Source organism: Acinetobacter sp. AKBS16, from assembly GCF_002899995.1.
GTDB classification, from domain to species: Bacteria; Pseudomonadota; Gammaproteobacteria; order Pseudomonadales; family Moraxellaceae; genus Acinetobacter; species Acinetobacter baumannii.
In genome coordinates this window covers 1-4,064 of record NZ_POYH01000028.1, presented here as the reverse complement: position 1 = coordinate 4,064, position 4,064 = coordinate 1, and the positions used below count along the sequence as shown (strand labels likewise).

Sequence of the window (4,064 nt, the reverse complement as noted above, 5' to 3'; positions counted from 1 at the left end):
GATAGTAATGCGAAAAAGGGTGATGGTCAGTCTTCTGGCTCTATCTGGTTTTTATAGTATTTCTGCATCAGCTTATGATGTTTTGGATAAAGATTCTCCATGGGCTCTTGGCGACTGGGGGGGGATGAGAGAGGAACTGAATAAAAAAGGTTTTAGTTTTGGCCTTCAATATCATAATGAAATAGCATCAAACGTTGCTGGAGGATACGATACTCGTACTACTTTAGGGACTTCTGACCAAACAACTGTATTGTTCAATTATGACTTGAGCAAAATGACAACAGTGGATGGTCAGTTCAATGTGATTCTGACAAATCGAAATAACCATCGTCTAATTACTACGGAAAGGGTTAATGATCCTCGTTCTGGCACGCTGCCAAATCTGACACAGGAAGTTTGGGGATATGGTTCTGTTAACCGTATTACTCGTCTGACATATACCCAAGGTATTGCTGATAGAAAGTTTCAATTCACCTTCGGTAAAATGACTCCAACTGCTGATTTTTTCCCAAGTTATCCCGAATTTCAATCTCTTCTAAACAGCGGAACTGTTCCAGGAATTAGTCCTATTTGGTACGGATGGCCTATCGGTTCGTGGGGGGCAGACTTTACTTGGAATATTTCGCCAGAGATTTATCTTCGTGCGGGAGTGTTTCAACAGAATCCAGAGTTAACGAAAAATGATAAAGGTATGTCGCTTACCTTTTCTGGTGGTCAGGGAGAAATATATCCTGTTCTGTTAGGGTGGCGTCCACACTGGGGCGAAAATAAGTTAGCCGGCAATTATTTTATTGGAGCATTTTATAGCAATGTAACTGCTGATGATGTTTATGAAGGTCCAAATGGAGGTGCTGAAGCATTTAATCCAGCAGCAGGTTATAAAAAACATAATAATAAACGTGCTGCATGGTTCTATCTAGATCAACAATTAACAGGACCAGGTGATGGAAGCAAAAAGGGCTTAAAAGGTTTCATTAACGGCGAGATTAACGATAAAAATACTTCAGTTCTCCACTACGCATATGGTGCGGGTCTTTATTATACAGGGCTATTTGAAAACCGGCCTGATGATATGCTGGGCATAGCTTCAACTTATATCAAAATCAACGATAGATGGTCACAGAATAGAACAATTGCGAACGAGCTTACAGGAGTTTCGGATTATTCTGACCCGACTTATTTACCGCCTGGTGGTGGTGAACTTTCTACAGAGCTGTTTTATCGAATCAAAGCAACGGGTTGGCTGACGCTTCAACCAAATATCCAGTATTACCACTCGCCGGGTGCAGTTAAAAATGTACCTGATGCTCTTGTTATTGGTTTACAGACAAAAATTGATTTTTAATTATCGGAAGAAGATCACATGTTTAAATATAGCCCTATAACTTTAGCAATTATTATTGGCTGCTGTCAGGCTGTTAATGCAGAAGATGCTGCGAAAAGTAAACCTTGGATGAACAGTAAACTAAATGCTGATCAGCGAGCTTCAGCACTTGTACAGGTAATGACATTAGAAGAGAAAATTCGCCGTGTACACAGTGAAATGGCTTTGCCCATTTTAGGATTTTCAGTGCCAGAAGGAGCTATTGGCTCAGCTGGCTATGTGCCTGGGGATGACAAACTAAGAATCCCTGCTTTACAAGTTAGTGATGCCAGCTTGGGTGTAACCAACTCGGCAAATGTTAGGCCAAATGATGGTGCAACTGCTTTGCCATCTGGCTTATCAAGTGCAGCAACTTGGGACCCAGTATTAAATTATCGGAATGGGCAACTTATTGGAGGTGAAGCATGGAGTAAAGGGTTTAATATTTTACTTGCTGGCGGGATAAATCTGGCGAGAGATCCACGGAATGGACGAAATTTTGAATATTACGGAGAGGATCCATTACTTGCTGGGATTATGGTAGGGCATAGTATTCGTGGCATACAGAGCCAGCATGTACTTTCGACAATCAAGCATTTTGCGATGAATGATCAAGAAACTGTTCGGCAAGGAATGAGTGCGGATATTTCAGAAGATGCTATGCGTGAAAGTGATCTTTTGGCATTTAAAATCGCAATGGAAATTGGGCAACCTGGCGCTGTAATGTGTGGTTATAACCGTGTAAATGGAATTTATTCTTGTGAGAATAAAGAGTTGTTGCAAAGGATTTTAAAGGATGACTGGAAATATCGTGGATTTGTAATGTCGGATTGGGGAGCAGTCCATAGTGCAGAAGCTGCGCTTACAGGTCTTGATATTGAAATGGGATCCCAGTTGGATAGATTACTTTACGGAAATGTCTGGTTTGATAAACCTCTTGCTGAAGCAGCAAAAGATAAGCCTGAATATTCAGCTCGATTAGATGACATGAATCGTAGAATTTTACGTTCACTTTTTGATAGTGGGCTGTTTGAACATCCTCCAACTATTACACCGATAGACTACAAAAAAAATGCAGAAAAAGTTCAGCATGCTGCTGAAGAAGGAATGGTGCTACTAAAAAATGAATCTGGATTTCTTCCTTTAAAGGATAAAGCTCAGAATATCCTTGTTATTGGTGGTAATGCTGATATAGGTGTGCTGACAGGTGGAGGTTCATCACAGGTTACGCCTGTTGGGGAACCCCCAATGATAGTTCATACGGGTGGCGAAGGATTACTGAATTCGCTCAGAGATCAGACTTGGTTTAAGTCATCCCCACTTGCTGCTTTGAAAGCAAACCTACCTAAAAGTAAAATTACATTTAATGATGGACGTAATGTGGGAGAAGCTGCTGCATTAGCTAAAAAAGCTGATATTGTCATTATCTTTGCAACACAATGGATGATGGAAAGCTATGATGCCTTCGATCTTTCATTACCAGATGGTCAGGATGCAATGATTGAGGCAGTTGCTCAATCAAACCCACAGACTGCTGTTGTACTAGAAACTGGTGGTGCAATCAGTATGCCGTGGTTGAAGAATACAAAAGCGGTACTGCAGGCATGGTACCCAGGTTCAGCAGGAGGACCTGCTATTGCTAATGTTCTTACGGGTATAGTGAATCCATCTGGCCATTTACCAGTTACTTTCCCAAAAAGCCTAAAGCAATTACCAAGACCTGAAATTGTTGGGTTTGGAGAACCAGAAAACGCTAAAGTCAATGTGAATTATAATATTGAAGGTGCTGAAGTTGGTTATCGTTGGTTTGCGAAACGCAATGAAAAAGTTTTATTTCCATTTGGTTTTGGACTTTCATATACCCGATTTACATTTAATGGAATACATGTAGATTCGACAAATCCATTGAAGATGAGTGTAAATGTTAAGAATGTGGGTGATATCAAAGGTAAGGCGGTTCCACAATTTTATTTACATAATGTGAATAAAAAGGTTAAAACAAGACTGCTTGGTTGGGAAAAGGTTGAACTTGCACCAGATGAAGAGAAACGAGTGACTGTAACTGTTGATCCACGCCTCTTAGCTGATTACTCTATTAAAGATAAGCAATGGAAAATAGCAGCAGGGAATTATACAGTAGCAGTAGGCTCTTCTTCAGAGGATGATTCTGAAAAGACAACTGTGGTACTAGAGCCTTCTTCATTTGCTGATAGTGCGGTTAGTCATTAATAAATGGCCTCGTAAGAGGCCATATCACATCGCACTTAAATGGTTTTTAGAAAAATAAACTAAACTAACTTCAGTGTCTTTGCCTAAGTACTAAACGATATGCAAAAGATACTAGCGCGGCTGCAACGATTAATGCCAGACATTCATTAAAAGCTGTTTTAATCGACACAGCGGACATACCTGCTTGGCTTGCTAATAGAAAACACATATTTCCATCTAAAGCTGGGGCAGCAGTCTTTGACCAACATCTTAGTAATCCACCAATTAAGAAAAAAGGTAAGATCGTCAAAATGATCATTGATGTACTGTGAAAATATGGCTGGATAGCAAAACGATAAAAAAATGCTAGACACACGCCGAAGATAACCCCAATAAACATTTTTAATGCCATATCGTATGGGTCTTTAAGACTTGCTAATGCCATTGTAAATATACAGGTCCCTAGCGTTACAAGTTCACCCGCAGACCAGCC

Annotated in this window: 3 protein-coding genes; 2 read left to right on the top strand and 1 reads right to left on the bottom strand. The window is 40.3% G+C overall.

What is annotated here, in order from left to right:
* Nucleotides 1-1,345, top strand: a 1,345-nt coding sequence (locus C1642_RS04385; protein ID WP_213064249.1) for a carbohydrate porin, incomplete at its 5' end; no start/stop codon positions are given.
* Between the two features lie 18 nt (nt 1,346-1,363).
* Nucleotides 1,364-3,592: a beta-glucosidase gene (locus C1642_RS04380; protein ID WP_103235967.1), complete on the top strand. Its 2,229-nt coding sequence runs from the start codon at nt 1,364-1,366 to the stop codon at nt 3,590-3,592.
* 70 nt (nt 3,593-3,662) lie between these two features.
* Here the strand turns inward: C1642_RS04380 and C1642_RS04375 are convergent.
* Nucleotides 3,663-4,064: FUSC family protein (locus tag C1642_RS04375; RefSeq protein WP_146035313.1), on the bottom strand; the 402-nt coding region annotated here is incomplete at its 5' end.

Bases quoted from the DNA above. Each gene is read 5' to 3' on its own strand.
- C1642_RS04380 (WP_103235967.1), top strand. From the start codon at position 1,364: ATGTTTAAATATAGCCCTATAACTTTAGCAATTATTATTGGCTGCTGT.